Source organism: Pseudomonas sp. SDO5532_S415 (assembly GCF_054071155.1).
The window spans coordinates 15,028-28,918 of sequence record NZ_JBSVWS010000062.1 but is presented as its reverse complement, the minus strand read 5'-3'; the positions used below and the strand labels follow the sequence as shown (position 1 = coordinate 28,918).

At 59.8% G+C, this 13,891-nt stretch carries 9 protein-coding genes; 8 read left to right on the top strand and 1 reads right to left on the bottom strand.

All coding sequences use genetic code 11. The annotated features are described in order from the left end of the window. Positions 1–385: 385 nt before the first annotated feature. Entirely contained in the window at positions 386–937 is a 552-nt protein-coding gene (locus tag ACW9HW_RS15585; protein WP_095193660.1) for a TetR/AcrR family transcriptional regulator, read from the bottom strand. 109 nt (positions 938–1,046) lie between these two features. Between ACW9HW_RS15585 and ACW9HW_RS15580 the strand changes: the two genes are divergently transcribed. From ACW9HW_RS15580 to ACW9HW_RS15545, 8 genes are all read left to right on the top strand, one after another. Then, positions 1,047–1,325, top strand: coding sequence for a LysR family transcriptional regulator (locus tag ACW9HW_RS15580; protein ID WP_457400659.1), 279 nt, complete (start codon positions 1,047–1,049; stop codon positions 1,323–1,325). A gap of 141 nt (positions 1,326–1,466) precedes the next feature. Further along, positions 1,467–2,726, top strand: coding sequence for a multidrug efflux RND transporter periplasmic adaptor subunit MexE (gene mexE, locus ACW9HW_RS15575; RefSeq protein WP_457400658.1), 1,260 nt, complete (start codon positions 1,467–1,469; stop codon positions 2,724–2,726). A 12-nt stretch (positions 2,727–2,738) separates the two neighbouring features. Next, positions 2,739–5,918 carry an efflux RND transporter permease subunit gene (locus tag ACW9HW_RS15570; RefSeq protein WP_457400656.1) on the top strand — a complete coding sequence of 1,060 codons (3,180 nt, stop codon included), beginning with the start codon at positions 2,739–2,741 and terminating at the stop codon, positions 5,916–5,918. Further along, positions 5,915–7,333, top strand: coding sequence for an efflux transporter outer membrane subunit (locus tag ACW9HW_RS15565; RefSeq protein ID WP_457400654.1), 1,419 nt, complete (start codon positions 5,915–5,917; stop codon positions 7,331–7,333). The genes ACW9HW_RS15570 and ACW9HW_RS15565 overlap by 4 nt, the downstream gene beginning before the upstream one ends. Before the next feature lie 386 nt (positions 7,334–7,719). Beyond that, a complete protein-coding gene (locus ACW9HW_RS15560; protein WP_457400652.1) occupies positions 7,720–10,461 on the top strand; it encodes an ATP-binding protein in 2,742 nt (913 codons plus the stop codon). Positions 10,462–10,680: 219 nt separating this feature from the next. Next, positions 10,681–12,069, top strand: coding sequence for an MFS transporter (locus ACW9HW_RS15555; protein WP_457400651.1), 1,389 nt, complete (start codon positions 10,681–10,683; stop codon positions 12,067–12,069). An 82-nt stretch (positions 12,070–12,151) separates the two neighbouring features. After that, a complete protein-coding gene (locus ACW9HW_RS15550; RefSeq protein WP_457400650.1) occupies positions 12,152–12,988 on the top strand; it encodes an alpha/beta fold hydrolase in 837 nt (278 codons plus the stop codon). A gap of 353 nt (positions 12,989–13,341) precedes the next feature. Next, positions 13,342–13,878, top strand: a complete 537-nt coding sequence (locus ACW9HW_RS15545; RefSeq protein WP_457400648.1) for a 2,4'-dihydroxyacetophenone dioxygenase family protein — start codon at positions 13,342–13,344, stop codon at positions 13,876–13,878. Positions 13,879–13,891 lie beyond the last annotated feature (13 nt).

Here is a 13,891-nt window from a genome sequence, read left to right as displayed (position 1 = left end):
CGTTATCGTTGACGTCCTTCGCGAGCAGGCTCGCTCCCACAGGGGAATGAGCACATCCGCCAAGTCAGGTCGGCTATAAGGCCGCCTTGTTTTGGCTTTGGATCTGGGCGCCCCGTTAAACCACGATGGCCGAACGCAGGTATTGCTCCGGGGGTAAACCGGCAGGACGCCGGTTTAGCCGCGCTGGGCCAGGGATGGCCCATCTCGGCGGCCCACGGAGCAATGCCGGAGTGAGGGCATGCCGAGCCTAGGCGAGGCACCGAGTGGTGGGGCAAGAGCCTTTTGGTTACTTTTGGGCTCTTTCAAAAGTGACCCGCCGTAAGGGCGGAACCTTAAGTCGCCATCACCCAAAAAATGGATATACCCCCAACCCCAGTGTGCCCCTTCAAGACGACCAACCATCGATCACCGACCTCAAAAATTGCTTCGCCAACTCAGGCTTGTCCACCGCCCGGGCAATGAGCATGGCGCCGGCGATCGAGGCAATGACCTGCTGCGCCTGTTGAAGTTTTTCCTCCTGGCTTTCGCCTTCAACCAAAGGCATCAGGATTTCAATAAACTGCTCGATGCCTTGGGTGAATGACTGGCTGACGGTGCCGCCGGTGCGGGCCACATCGGCTGCCAGCGCGGGGATCGCGCAGCCTTCGGTCCAGTTATCCAGGTGTTTCTGGGTCAGATAACCCTTCACCAGTTCCGGAATCGATTTGGCGTTCTGCCAATTGCGGATGTTGGTCTCGAACGTCCGGGTCACGGCTTCCGATGCCAGCTGTTCCTTGCCGCCGGGAAATTGCCCGTAAAACCCGCCGTGGGTCAGCCCGACCGAGCGCGAGAGCTCGCCGATGCCGATGCCGTCGATACCTTTTTCGCGGTACAGCCGGGACGCGGCCGTGAGGATCGCTTCTTTGTTCGCTGCGGCTTTGTCTTTCGTGACTTTCATCAGCTGCTCCTGTGGCCAGGTGCGCTTGCCTTGTGCAAGTCGTCGCCGAGAGGCTTGTAATGATTATGGTCGTAATATATCGTCAGCGCAAATACCAGGTGGACACGTTATGAAACGTAATGATCTGCGCGCAATAGACCTGAATCTACTGGTGGTGTTCGAAGCCCTCATCCAGGAGCGCAACGTCACCCGGGCGGCATCAAGGCTCTCGATGGGCCAACCGGCGGTCAGCGGGGCGCTGAGGCGTTTGCGGTCCTTGTTTAACGACCCATTGTTCAAGCGCATGGGCCGGGAAATGCGGCCCACGCCCCGCGCCATTTCGGTCGCGCAGACGCTGGGCCCGGCATTGGATTGCGTGTGCAGTGCAATCGCCGATACCAAGGCTTGAGCAGGGCGATTGCCTTTTTTTTGCCCTTATACATGACGATCATCATTAATACTGATACCCAAGTTCACTTTGTTCGATTCGTCGAGGCCTCGCGCGAGGCCGAGACTTCGTAAATCCCTTAACCGTCTGGCGGACACCCCCATGGAACAGTCACTCAAAGCTTTTCGTTATCCGTTTGCCGCATTGGCCCTCACGATGCTCACCGCGTGCGACCGCGCGCCTGTCGCCGCCAATGCACCGGGGGCGCCCCATGTCACTGTCGCAAAGGTTATCGAGCAGCCCATCACCGAGTGGGATGAGGTGACCGCGCGATTGGAAGCGCCGGAAACCGTCGAGGTCCGTCCACGGGTGTCGGGGCAGATTGAACGGGTGGCCTTTACTGACGGCGCGCTGGTGAAGAAGGGCGACCTGCTGTTCCAGATTGATCCGCGGCCGTTCGAACACGAAGTGCATCGTTTCGAAGCCCAGTTGCAACAAGCCCGGGCCACGCTGGTTCGCACCGCCAATGAAGCGCAGCGCGGCCAGCGACTGCTGGGCAGCAACGCGATTTCCGCCGAACTGGCCGATACCCGCACCACCACCGCGCAAGAGGCCAAGGCCGGCGTCGATGCCATCCAGGCGCAACTCGACCTGGCACGCCTGAACCTGAGCTTTACCCGTGTCACCGCACCGATCACCGGCCGCGTCAGCCGTGCCGAAATCACCGCCGGCAACATCGTCACCGCCGACACCACGCCGCTGACCAGCGTGGTGTCCACCGACAAGGTCTACGCCTACTTCGATGCCGACGAGCGCCTGTTCCTCAAGTACGGCCAGCTCTCCCGCCAGGGGCAGCGCAGTCAGACCACACCGGTGTACATGGGCCTGTCGAACGAGGAGGGCAACACTCACCTGGGGCAGATGAACTTCGTCGACAACCGGGTCAATCCCAAGACCGGCACCATTCGTGGCCGCGCGGTATTCGACAACACCGACAGCCAATACACCCCGGGCCTGTACGCTCGCCTGAAACTGGTGGGCAGCGCGGCTTATTCCGGTCTGCTGATCAAGGACGAAGCGGTCGGCACCGACCTGGGCAAGAAGTTCGTGCTGGTGATCGATCAGGACAACAAGGCCGTGTACCGCAACGTCGATCTGGGGCCGAAGCTTGAAGGCCTGCGCATCGTGCGCAGTGGCTTGCAGAAAGAGGACCGCATCGTCATCAACGGTCTGCAACGGGTTCGCCCCGGTGCCGTGGTCACCCCACAGGACGCCCCCATGGCCGACCCGGAAACCGTCGCGACCCTGACCCGCCAGCGCCAGGCCATTGAAGCAGGCAATCAACCGGCCATTTCGGCCCCGGCTTCCGTCAAATCACCCACGTTGGTGAAGACAGATGCCGCGACTTCACCTCGCGGATAAGGGCCCACCGACATGAAATTCTCCCAGTTCTTTATCACGCGACCGATCTTCGCGGCGGTGCTGTCGCTGCTGATCCTGATCGCCGGCTCTATCTCGCTGTTCCAGTTGCCGATCAGCGAATACCCGGAAGTGGTGCCGCCGACCGTGGTGGTGCACGCCAGCTATCCGGGGGCCAACCCCAAGGTGATCGGCGAAACCGTCGCCGCGCCGCTGGAACAGGCCATCACCGGCGTCGAGAACATGCTGTACATGTCGTCGCAATCCACGGCGGACGGCCGCTTGACCCTCACCGTGACCTTCGCCCTGGGCACCGATCTGGATAACGCCCAGGTCCAGGTGCAAAACCGCGTGACCCGCACCGAGCCCAAGCTGCCGGATGAGGTGACGCGCATCGGCATCACCGTCGACAAGGCCTCGCCGGAACTGACCTTGCTCGTGCATCTGGTTTCGCCGGACAAACGCTACGACATGCTCTACCTGTCCAACTACGCGATCCTCAACGTCAAGGATGAGCTGTCGCGTCTGAACGGCATCGGTGATGTGAAGATGTTCGGCATCGGCGACTACTCGCTGCGCATCTGGCTCGACCCGGACAAAACCGCCTCGCGCAATCTCACCGCCACCGACGTGGTCAACGCGGTGCGCGAACAGAACCGTCAGGTTGCCGCCGGGCAACTGGGTTCGCCCCCTGCGCCGAATGCCACCAGCTTCCAGATGTCGATCAACTCCCAGGGGCGGCTGGTCACTGAAGAAGAGTTTGAGAACGTGATTATCCGCAGTGGCCCGGACGGCGAAATCACTCGCTTGAAGGACATTGCCCGGATCGAACTGGGTTCCAACCAATACGCCTTGCGCGCCTTGCTCAACAACCAGGAAGCGGTGGCCATGCCGATCTTCCAGCGGCCGGGTTCCAATGCCATCGACGTCTCCGACCAGGTGCGGGCGAAGATGGCCGAGCTGAAGAAGAGCTTCCCGGAAGGCATGGACTACGAGATCGTCTACGACCCGACCATCTTCGTGCGCAGCTCGATTGAAGCGGTGGTGCACACGCTGTTCGAAGCACTGATCCTTGTAGTGCTGGTGGTGATCCTGTTCCTGCAAACCTGGCGCGCCTCGATCATTCCGTTGGTGGCGGTGCCGGTGTCGCTGATCGGTACCTTTGCCGTGATGCACCTGCTGGGTTTCTCGCTCAACGCGCTGTCGCTGTTCGGTCTGGTACTGGCGATCGGCATCGTGGTCGACGATGCGATCGTGGTCGTGGAGAACGTCGAACGAAACATCGAATCCGGGCTGGAGCCGGTCGAAGCGACCAAGAAAGCCATGGGCGAAGTGACAGGCCCCATCATCGCCACGGCGCTGGTGCTGTGCGCGGTGTTTGTGCCGGCGGCCTTCATCTCCGGCCTGACAGGGCAGTTCTATAAACAGTTCGCGTTGACCATTGCCATCTCCACGGTGATCTCGGCGTTCAACTCCCTGACCTTGTCGCCGGCACTGGCGGCGGTGCTGCTCAAGGCCCATGGCGCACCGAAAGACCGTTTCTCCAGAGTGCTCGATCGCCTGCTCGGTGGATGGCTGTTCAAGCCGTTCAACCGTTTCTTCGAAAAGGCCAGTCACGGCTACATGGTGGCCGTGGCCAAAGTCATTCGTGGCAGCAGCGTGGCCTTGCTGGTCTACGCCGGCCTGATCGCCATGACCTACATGGGCTTCAGCACCACGCCCACCGGTTTCGTGCCGACCCAGGACAAAAAGTACCTGGTGACCTTTGCGCAGCTGCCGGATGCCGCGAGTCTGGATCGCACCGAATCGGTGATCCGCCGCATGAGCACCATCGCCATGAACGAGCCGGGTTTCGACAGCGCCGTGGCGTTCCCCGGCCTGTCGATCAACGGTTTCACCAACAGCCCGAACGCCGGTATCGCGTTCATCGGCTTGAGTTCGTTCGATGAGCGTAAGGACCCGAACCTGTCAGCCAAGGCGATTTCCGCTTCGCTCAATGGCAAATTCGGCGGCATTCAGGATGCTTACATCGCCGTGTTCCCGCCACCGCCGGTACAAGGCTTGGGCACCATCGGCGGTTTCCGCCTGCAGATCGAAGACCGCGGCAACCTGGGCTATGACGAGCTCTACAAAGAGACCATGAACATCATCGCCAAGAGCCGCAGCGTTCCGGAACTGGCCAACCTGTTCACCAGTTACACGGTCAACGTGCCGCAGGTCGAGGCTGCCATCGACCGGGAAAAAGCCAAGACCCACGGCGTGAAAATCAACGACATCTTCGACACATTGCAGGTGTACCTGGGCTCGCTGTACGCCAACGACTTCAACCGTTTTGGCCGGACCTATCAGGTCAACGTACAGGCCGAGCAACAGTTCCGTCAGGAGCCGGAGCAGATCGGCCAGTTGAAGGTGCGCAATGATCGCGGCGAGATGATTCCGCTGGCGACCTTCGTCAAGGTCACTCCGACCTCGGGTCCCGACCGGGTCTCGCACTACAACGGTTTCCTGACGGCGGAAATCAACGGCAGCGCGGCGCCCGGCTACAGCTCCGGCCAGGCCCAGGCGGCCATCGAAAAACTGCTGAAAGAGGAACTGCCCAACGGCATGACCTACGAGTGGACCGACCTGACCTACCAGCAGATTTTGTCCGGCAACACCGCACTGCTGGTGTTCCCGCTCTGCGTGCTGCTGGCCTTCCTGGTACTGGCGGCGTTGTACGAAAGCTGGAGCCTGCCGCTGGCGGTGATCCTGATCGTCCCCATGACCCTGCTGTCGGCGATTGCCGGGGTGATCATTTCCCAGGGCGACAACAACATCTTCACCCAGATCGGCTTGATCGTGCTGGTGGGCCTGGCATGCAAGAACGCAATCCTGATCGTCGAGTTCGCCAAGGACAGGCAGGACCAGGGCCTGTCGCCGCTGGACGCCGTACTGGACGCTTGCCGCATGCGTCTGCGGCCGATCCTGATGACCTCGTTCGCCTTCATCATGGGCGTTATCCCGCTGGTGACCTCCACCGGCGCCGGTTCGGAAATGCGTCGTGCCATGGGTGTGGCGGTGTTCTCCGGCATGCTCGGCGTGACCTTCTTCGGCCTGCTGCTGACGCCGGTGTTCTTCGTCCTGATTCGCCGCTACATCGAACGCAAGAAAGCCAAAAAGCAAGCCCACGTGCTGAACCTGGAGGTGCAACCATGAATGCCCTGAAGCTTTTTCTGCCCAGCCTCCTGGTGACCGCGCTGGCCGCCTGCACGGTGGGGCCGGACTACAGGACCCCTGATACTCCGCCGGCCAACAGCGTTTATGCCAAAGCCGCCAACTACGATCAGTCGCGATTCGAAACGGTGTGGTGGCAACAGTTCGACGACCCCACGCTGAACCAATTGGTGAGCAAATCCCTGGAAGGCAACCGCGACCTGCGCGTGGCCTTTGCCCGCTGGAAAGCGGCCCGGGCGATTCGCGACGACATCAGCAACGACAACCTGCCGGTGGTCACCAGCCGCGTCAGCAGCCTGCAAGGCAAATCACAGGTACCGGGCCAGACCGAAAGCCGGGTGAACACCGAGCGCTACGATCTGGGCCTGGACATGGCCTGGGAAATCGACCTGTTCGGACGCATCCAGCGGGCACTTGAGTCGAGCGATGCCCGGGAAGACGCGGCAGCGGCGGACCTGTATCAACTGCGGGTGACCATGATTGCCGAACTGGTCGATGCCTACGGTCAACTGCGCGGTGCGCAACTGCGGGAAAAAATCGCCCTGGCCAACCTGAAGAATCAGAACGACTCACGCAGCGTCACGGTCAGCCTGCGCGATGCCGGCGTCGGCAACGAACTCGACGTGGTGCGCGCCGACGCACGCCTGGCCGCCGTCGAAGCCAGCGTGCCGCAACTGCAAGCGGAACAGGTGCGGCAGAAAAACCGCATCGCGACCTTGCTCGGTGAGCGTCCGGACCAGTTGAGCGTGTCCTTGAGCCCGAAAGATTTGCCGGCCATCGCCAAGTCACTGCCCATCGGCGATCCCGCCGAACTGCTGCGCCGCCGCCCGGATGTACTGGCGGCCGAACGCCGGCTCGCCGCCGCGACGGCGGACGTCGGCGTGGCCACCGCCGACCTGTTCCCCCGGGTCAGCCTGAGCGGCTTCCTCGGCTTCACCGCCGGACGCGGTTCACAAATCGGCTCCGCCGCCGCCCGGGCCTGGAGCCTCGGCCCGAGCATCACCTGGGCCGCCTTCGATCTGGGCAGCGTGCGAGCACGCATTCGCGGCGCGGATGCCGACGCCGAAGGCGCCCTGGCCACCTATGAACAGCAAGTGCTGCTGGCGCTGGAGGAATCGGAAAACGCGTTCAGTGACTACGGCAAACGCCAGCAGCGGTTGCTGTCGTTGATCAAGCAAAGCGAGTCAAGCAGGGCGGCGGCGGATCTGGCGCAGACGCAATACAAGGAAGGCGCCGTGGACTATCTGGTGCTGCTCGATGCCCAACGGGAACGGCTGAATGCCGAGGATGCCCAGGCGTTGGGTGAGACCGATCAGTACCGTGCCATCGTCGCCATCTACAAAGCGTTGGGAGGAGGGTGGGACAGTGGTGGCAACAAGGTCGTGGCCAGCAAATGATGTCGAGGTGCTGGATCACCTTTTGTGGCGAGGGAGCTTGCTCCCGCTGGGTCGCGCAGCGACCCCAAAAAAAGGGCCTGCTACGCAGACTAGCGGGGAAAAATCCCCTCGCCTGTAGGAGCGAGCTCTGCTCGCGAAGAATGTCCAGGCAACGCGTTCATTCAGACGGACAGCGTCATCGTTGACATCCATCGCGAGCAAGTATTGCTCCTGCCGGGAACGTGAACATCCGCGCAGATCTGTTCGGCCCGGTCGCCATTGATCGAGTTTTACTTCAATGCGCTGGCTCCTGAACTGGATATCCACTAAACCCAAACAGATGTGTAGTGGGTTTCCAGAGCCATCGATCGTCAGGTGTTTCGCAGACGATCGAAAGAGAACAGATCATGAGCGATGGGTTCGTCTTCGGACCGTTCTGCTTGTATCCCGGCATTCGTATTTTGCGCAAGGATGGCGTGGACGTATCGCTGGGAAGCCGAGCGTTCGACATCCTGACGGCGTTGGTTGCAGGCAATGGCAAGGTCATGACACGGCGGGAGTTGATGGCCGCCGGTTGGCCCGGACTGGTCGTTGCGGAATCCAATGTGCGTATACAGATTGCCAACGTTCGGCAGGCGCTCGGGTGCGGGCTCGACGGCGTTCGTTACATCGCCAATGTGCCGGGGCGTGGGTACTGCTTTGTTGCAGCGGTAGAACACATCGAAGGCAGTGATCAGCTGCGATCGGCAGCGTCGCAGACACTGATAGCGCAAGCGGCAGAAGCGTCCAGGGTGCTATCGCATATCCCCGCACCGTTGAGAGGCGCCGTCGGGCGCCAGGAGAGTGTTGCCGAACTCTCGCAGGTGATCCCGGACCGGCGCTTGGTCACAGTGGTCGGTGCCGGCGGGGCAGGGAAGACGACGTTGGCTGTACTAGTCGCCCATGCCCTTGATGTGTTTGGTGATGCGATCTTCTTCGTGGATCTGAGCACTGTGGATCAAAACACGGTGGATTACGCCGAGCGGGTCATGGAGGCGCTCGCCTTGGCGGTGGGGTACCGCCCCACAGGCACGGAGTTGTTTGCCGAGCTTTTGGAAGTGCTTTCGGCGAAGAGGACATTGATTGTTCTCGATAATTGCGAGCATGTCATCGCGGCGGTGGTCGATCTTTGTCGGCGGATCATGGCAGCCACCCCGACAGTGTCTTTTTTAGCCACCAGCCGGGAAGCTTTGCGGGTCAAAGACGAGTTCGTGTATCCGCTACACCCCTTGGCGACTCCCCCCGACACAGAGCGCCTTAGTGCCAGGCAGGCTATGGATTGGCCTGCCATCCGGTTGTTCATTGAGCGGGCAAAGGAAGGCGGGGCCAGAGAAAGCTTGAGCAATGATGATGCACTGCTCGTGGCCGCGCTTTGCCGCCGTCTGGATGGCAATCCCCACGCGATAGGCCTGGTGGCCAGTCGCGTCGCGGCGTACGGCATACAGGGTGTTGCCAACCTGCTCGATAATCAGTTCGCATTGCACTGGAAAGGTCAACGCGATGCCAGTCCACGCCATCAGACGGTCGAGGCCATGATCGACTGGAGCCACAATCTGCTCACCCCACGAGATCAGCGGATTCTCTACAGGTTGTCGGTTTTTTGCGGAGGATTTCCGGTAGAGGCTGCGGTGGCGGTGGCGGCGGATGAGCAAACCGATGCCTTCGAGGTGGAAGAGGCCATTCGGGATCTGGTGGATAAATCGCTGGTCGCGGTGCATCCGGTGAACGGTGAAACCTGTTTCAGGTTGCTTGAGACGACCAAGGCCTACGCGGCTACCCGATTGGCAAAACTGCGTATGAAGGACTCCATCGCTCTGCGCCATGCCCTGTATTACGCAGAGCAACTTCGGGTTTATGCCGATGGCCAATCCGCCGCCCGCAGCATCCCTTTTCGCCTGCCGGAAATCGGTAACGTACGTGCGGCGCTGGAGTGGTCCTTCGTTGCCGGGCGAGATCCGGCACTGGCAGCGCAAATGAGCAGCCTTGCAGCGCCCTTGTTCCTGGAGCTTGGCCTGCTCATGGAGTGCAAGCGTTGCTGCGAACGCGCGCTCAGGATGCTGCCCGACCACCTCTGTACGACGACACTCGAGCTTGGTCTGCTTGAGTCATTGGCCATCACCTACTACTGCGGTGGTGAGTATGACGGTGAAGTGACGAGTACTTTGGAGCGCGGGCTGACATTGTCACGGCGCTTGGATGACAGCCACTCGATGTTTCATCTGCTCGCCGGTCTTCACCTTGTATTGATCGCAAACGGCAGGATTCAGGAGTCGCTGTCCGTCAGTGAGTCCTATACCACTGCCGCCCGCGATCAAGGTGGGCCGGGCGAGGCCGTGATTGCCCGGTGGATGGCGGGCGCGTCCTGGCACTTCTCGGGTAACCAGATGGCAGCCGATGAAAGCTACCTCTCAGGTGCCGATCTTGTGGCCAGGCACGCGCTGCGCCCACTGCGTTACTTCGAGAGCAAGGAGCTAACCATTGCCAGCCTCGGCACGGCACGGGTCAAGTGGATACGCGGCATGCCGACACAGGCGTTGCAGCTGGCGATCAGCGCCATCAACGAGAGCAGGCGCCATCCGGATTCGTTCTGCCTGTGTGCGACGCTGTGTTTTCCGATCCTGCTCAGTAATGGAGAGTCGGACCAGGCCGAGTGCCTCATCCACGAACTGGAGAACGTCGCCCAGGACTACAAAGTAGCGGTGCGCCATCAGGTGATTCATTTCCTCAAAGGCTTGATGTTGCTGCAGCAAGGTGGTTTTCCGGCGGCGGTTGAACACCTCCGGCAATGCGTGGCCACGCTGCCACCCCGCACACTGACATTTTTAAGGACCGATGCACTCCAGGCACTGGCCGAGGCGCAACGAGCGTGTGGAGACAAGGCCGGCGCATTGGCCGCGATCAACGAAGCGATCGATCTTGCGCGGCGGACCGGGGGGTTGTTCAGCCTCGCGGATTTGCTGAAAACCAAGGCCGAAGTACTCATGGGGCTGGAACAGGTCGAATACGCAGAGGTCGAGGACTTGCTTGCTCAGGCACTGGACTGTGCTCGGGAGCAGGGTGCGCTGAGCTGGGAGTTGAGGCTGTTGGCTGTCATCACCTCGCGTCGATGACGCCTTGATTCATCCCTGACGTCATCGACCTGTGCCAAACATTCAAAGCAGGTGTGCTTTTCCAGCTATATCCATCAATTCCCGTCGGGTTTCTAATCTTTAAACGGTGGCCTCGAACACTTCCGGTGTTCTGCAGACGCCTGCATACCCGACGTTGTCAGTGCGATGCACCCATCTGCCGGGGAACAATAAAAATAAAATTCAGCGGGAGATAATCCAATGGGCCTCGCTCAAGAAAAGGCAGGTGCTATTCCGTCGTTCACCCGGGTTTCCAAAGGTGCGGGAACCGCCTCATGGGGAGCCATGGCGTTGCTCTGGCTGGTCTACGCCATGGACGCCAACTCACGTCAGATGTTCTTCATGGTGTTGCCATCGATCACCAGCGAATTCAAAACCAGTGCAGAAATGACCGGTTTTCTCGCAGCGTTCATCACCATCGCCACCTCGTTGATCGCTGTGCCTTGCATGATTTGGGCTGACAAGGGCGGGCAAGGCTGGATGAGGAAGTATCGTCACCTGCCCATCGTGATTGCCTACACATTGTTTACCTTTTTGACAGGGCTGAATTTCCTCACCGCCTCATTGGGCATGCTCGTGGCGTTGCAGGTGATTTCCCACGCCTTTGGCGGGGCCGGCGAGGCGATCGAAGTCACGTCTTTGTCCGAGTGGTGGTCTCGTGAAAGGCGCGGTTTTGCGTTGGGGTTGCATCACACGGGCTATCCATGGGGCACGTTGATCGGTGGTCTGGCGATCAGTGCCTTGTTGAACGCTTACGGTCCTGAGAACTGGCGCCTGGCCTTTCTGCTGTTCCCGGTCCCCATGATCATTATCTTTTCGATCTATTGGTGGTTCTGCACCAAAAAGCGCTACGAGTCGTTTGTCGATCATGTGCGTGACGTTGGAGAAACCGTTCCGGCGTTGAGCGCTGCCCACGGGGCGGTGGTGGCACCTGAAGGCGCCTTTCGGTCCGCGATGCGCAATCCGAACATCAGCGCTATCGCGCTGGTCTCGATGTTGGCCATTGTGGGTTATTTCGGAATCAGCTTCTGGTTGCCTCAGTACCTGGCATTCGTGGCTCATTACAACTTCGCCGAGGCCGCGGCGTATTCCGTTTTGTTCACCATCACCGGGGGTATCGGGCAAATCGTCTGGGGTTGGATCTCTGACCGCATGGGCCGCAAGCTTTGCCTGATGATCGTATTCGCCTGGCTGGCGATAGGCATGTACCTGTTCCAGTTCACATCCTTGAGCCTGACCTGGCTCATCGGCATTCAACTGTTTGCCGGGTTCGCAATGAATGCGCCCTATACGCTGCTGTATGCGATCGCCTTCGATTCAGCCAAGCCCGGCACGTCGGGAATCGCCGGCTCGATCGTCAACGTCGGTATCTATGCCGGTGGCTTCGGTCCTTTCGTGATCGGCCTGTTCATCGGTGCCGGCGGCGGTTTTGATCAGGTGGCGGGCTACAACTACGCGCTGTATTTCATCTCCGGATTGATGGTGGTAGCTGCGTTTGTAACAGCCTTTTTTACACGCGAGACCACGGGATGGTTCCTCAAACACGATAGGGCGTTGGTTTCAAAAGCGTCCTGCAACATGGCGGGTTGAGTCGTCGTACCGACTGCAGATGCCACACCTGCAACCTATAAAAAATTCCCTTGCGGGGATGTTCAATGTCAGGAGAACCAACATGCTACAAGTTGCCAATTCTTACGGTAAACACATTCAGGTCAATGGCACGACGCTATGGGTTGAAGACACGGGCGAAGCTGACCTGCCCGTCGTGCTTTGCCTTCATTCCTGCTTTCTCGATGGATCCATGTTTGACGGCCTGGTCCAGGCCGCCGAGGGCAAGTTCCGGGTCATACGGCCCGATTTCAGAGGCCAGGGGGGAAGCGCCCTGGACGATGTCGACATCATCACCATGGATCAGTGCGCGGACGACATGGAAGCCCTGATCGAAAAGATGGAGCTCAGCTCGATCAATGTCATGGCTCAATCCATGGGTGGAGATGTGGCGTTCAGGCTCATTGCCAGACGCCAGGCGCTTTTCCGCTCACTGGTGGTTGCAGGCTCTTCGGCCTGCGGCGAGCCGCCCGAGCAAGGCGCGCGATTTGCGCAATGGGTGGTCGACGCGGGGGAGCAGGGTTTCGTCGGTGAAATCCTCGACATGACAATGGAAGTGATGTTTGGCAAGACCACTCGCAACAACCCTGAAAAACAAGAGCTGGTGGCCTATTGGCGCGATCGAATCCAGGCGTTGCCAAAAACGCTGCGCCCGGCGATGAAAGGGGTCATGCATCGTGAAAGCTCAGTGGCGCTGTTGGCATCGATCACCATTCCGGTGCTGATCATCAATGGCGAAGAGGACATGCCGCGACCGCCTGCGTGGTCCGATGAGATGAAGCGAGAATTGCCGAACTCGAAACTGATCCGACTCAGCAAGATAGGGCACAGCCCGACCCTGGAGGCCCCCGAACAGGTGCTTCCGGCGATTATCGACTTCTTTTCAGATCCCCGCGTGTAGGCGCCTGCTCGCGATGGGCGCCAACGAAGACGCGTAGTGCCTGATACCCCGCGTTGCCCGGACGTCCTTCGCGAGCAGGCTCGCTCCCACAGGGGATCTGTGTGGCTCATGGCATTTGTGTCTCACCACCGTCCATTGTGGGAGCGAGCCTCAACTCAGGCGCCCGCACTTTGCGGGCGTTTTTATTTGTCATCTCGCCTGACGGCGCTTCGTTTCCTGTGACCGGGCGTCACATCTGGTGTGCACAGGCAGCTGTTTTCATCGTGGGATCCCTCCCATAACCTTTCATTCAACCGAAGCAAGGGCGCGATTGTTGCGCTGTTGATTCTTGAAAAAAACCGAGAGGCCAAGAAATGAATACTCCCGTAAAACCTGATGAACTGGCGATTGCCTACCAGTTGCCGCAAGTCCCATTCATGACCCCGGACATGGTTCATCCCGGCGTAATGACCCAATGGCTGGAAGATGACGAATTATGGGTTCCGGTAACCAAAACGGTTTCGTTCAAGCCGCTTCTACTCAATACCAGTGGCGGGTACTACATTAACCTTCTGCGTGTGCGCCAGGCCGGTGTTCTTTCTCGTCACCGCCACACCGGTGGTGTTCATGCGATCGTGCTCAAGGGCCGTTGGTATTACCTGGAACATGACTGGATCGCTGAAGAAGGCTCTTTTGCGTACGAGCCTCCAGGTGAGACACACACGCTGTTCGTACCTGAAGACGTTGAGGAAATGATTACCTGGTTTCACGTTCAAGGTGGCTATACCTACGTCGACCCTCAGGGCGTTGCGGTAGGTTACGAAGACGTTTTTACCAAGCTTGAAAGTGCCCGCGCTCATTACAAGTCCCTGGGGTTGCCGGACGATTACATTGAGCAGTTCATCCGCTGATCACTCGACGCCA

Bases quoted from the DNA above. Each gene is read 5' to 3' on its own strand.
- ACW9HW_RS15550 (WP_457400650.1), top strand. From the start codon at position 12,152: ATGCTACAAGTTGCCAATTCTTACGGTAAACACATTCAGGTCAATGGC.
- mexE (WP_457400658.1), top strand. From the start codon at position 1,467: ATGGAACAGTCACTCAAAGCTTTTCGTTATCCGTTTGCCGCATTGGCC.
- ACW9HW_RS15570 (WP_457400656.1), top strand. From the start codon at position 2,739: ATGAAATTCTCCCAGTTCTTTATCACGCGACCGATCTTCGCGGCGGTG.
- ACW9HW_RS15545 (WP_457400648.1), top strand. From the start codon at position 13,342: ATGAATACTCCCGTAAAACCTGATGAACTGGCGATTGCCTACCAGTTG.
- ACW9HW_RS15555 (WP_457400651.1), top strand. From the start codon at position 10,681: ATGGGCCTCGCTCAAGAAAAGGCAGGTGCTATTCCGTCGTTCACCCGG.
- ACW9HW_RS15565 (WP_457400654.1), top strand. From the start codon at position 5,915: ATGAATGCCCTGAAGCTTTTTCTGCCCAGCCTCCTGGTGACCGCGCTG.
- ACW9HW_RS15585 (WP_095193660.1), bottom strand. From the start codon at position 937: ATGAAAGTCACGAAAGACAAAGCCGCAGCGAACAAAGAAGCGATCCTC.
- ACW9HW_RS15560 (WP_457400652.1), top strand. From the start codon at position 7,720: ATGAGCGATGGGTTCGTCTTCGGACCGTTCTGCTTGTATCCCGGCATT.
- ACW9HW_RS15580 (WP_457400659.1), top strand. From the start codon at position 1,047: ATGAAACGTAATGATCTGCGCGCAATAGACCTGAATCTACTGGTGGTG.